Source organism: Rothia sp. HMSC068E02, from assembly GCF_001813565.1.
In the GTDB taxonomy this organism is placed as follows: Bacteria; Actinomycetota; Actinomycetes; order Actinomycetales; family Micrococcaceae; genus Rothia.
Genome location: NZ_KV812879.1, coordinates 13,256 through 14,973, shown reverse-complemented (window position 1 = coordinate 14,973; position 1,718 = coordinate 13,256). Strand labels below are relative to the sequence as shown.

The following is a 1,718-nucleotide window of genomic DNA, read 5'->3' as shown; positions in this document are numbered from 1 at the left end:
GTACCCTGCTGGGTAGCGGCGCACTTGTGGGCCTGGGTGCCTTGCTCGCAGCCTGCGGTCAGCAGGCAAATAACGAGGCGGCAGCCTCGGCATCATCGACCGCCGTGCCGAGCGAGTCGGCTTCGGCTTCTGCGGCGGCATCTGAGTCGCCTTCGGCGAGTGCTACTCCGTCTACTGTCCGAGGCTATTCGGGTGGTTCGAAGGCGCCTGACGGGGAGTACCGCCCTGCTGATAAGTACGGCATTGCACAGAATGTACCCAAGCCTGCTAAGCCAGAAGATGGGTACCGTGAGAAGTCTGTTGAAGGAATGCGTAAGACCCTTAAAGCGTGGGTTGAATGGGCTAACTATGGCACCGAGACTGGTGATTATTCCGTGGCTCGTCAGTTTGTGTCGTCGGAGTTTAAAGATGAGTTGCAGGCATATGCCGATGTTGAGGATCTTTACGCTAGTGGTGGTTGGATTATTGGTGGAGTTGACTATTTTGAGGCTGATGGTGCGCCGTGGTCTGAGGATGGGGAGACGTATTTTTGGAAGGCGTATCGTCACTGGGATCGTGAGATTTATGTTGAATCTGACGGTAGTTCGCGTAGCTGGGTGAATGAGGATAAAACCAATGACACATTTAAGTTCGCACTCAAACATAATGGTGTTAAGTGGGAAATTATGAACTACGAAAATGTAGAAGACTAATTATGAAAAATATATACAAAACTATCTTCTCTTCATTAATCACTCTACAATTAATATCCCTACCCACCGTATCATTTGCGACGGATACAAATGATTGCTCTTCAGGTGGAGTAGCTAAAGTATGCCAAACTAAGAGGACCTCAAAACCTAAAGATAGGTCTGAGAATGTAGGCAAAGAAGATCATGGACCTATTAGCAATAACCATGAAGCTCAGAATTCTTCTACTGCCCCCGAAACGCATACGTCAAAACGGCGTGAGGGATTTTATGTTACCTACAATAAAGACAATCCTAACAACTTCTACTGCACCACACTAGACGGACGAGTAGGACATGTCGGATATACAAACATGACCGTAGACGAAAACGGAATTCCTGTCGACCACGGTGGAGGCAGACATAGTCCTTCTTCTGCTGGTTGCATTCCCAACGATACCCGCACCCTCACCAGCGCCGACAGCCCCGGCCCCGCAGGCCCGACCTACGAAGAAGTCATGGAGGAAATCCGCCACGCTGCAGAGTCCCTAGAGCCGGGCAAGCCGACCCTGCACCAGTCCTACAACAACCCCGCAGGCACTGGCCGAGCAGAAGGCGACCCCAACGTCTACAAGGGTGACCAGGTCAACTTCTACGTCGATGATGGAGGCCCCTACCGCCTCGAAGCAGATATGCTCGCCGGACACGTCGAAATTGAGCTCATGCCCTCCTCCTATGTCATCGAGTACGGCAACGGCGACACAGATACCAACTACACGGCGGGCAAACCGGTTACCACCTACCCTCGTGAGCGTCCGAGGCAGACGGATACCAGCTACGCCTACCAGCGTTCGGGTAACTTCCATGCGTATGCGACCGTGCACTACACGGCTCGTTTCCGTGTGGACGGCGGCCCCTGGCAGATGATGATGGTGACCCCGCAGGCGACCAGTGATCCGTTGCTGGTGCGTGTGTGGTGGGTTGATGTGGGACGCGTAGCAGGTGACTGCAGCTACGACGACACTCGTTGGGGCTGCAAGAACGACCCCA

At 53.1% G+C, this 1,718-nt stretch carries 1 protein-coding gene and 1 pseudogene; both read left to right on the top strand.

Annotated elements, in window-relative coordinates; genetic code table 11:
• A partial coding sequence (locus HMPREF2919_RS01720) for a DUF6318 family protein (RefSeq protein ID WP_070665943.1) occupies positions 1-692 on the top strand: 692 nt, incomplete at its 5' end.
• Between the two features lie 350 nt (positions 693-1,042).
• Positions 1,043-1,718, top strand: a pseudogene (locus HMPREF2919_RS08990) (peptide ABC transporter ATPase); the annotation flags it as partial.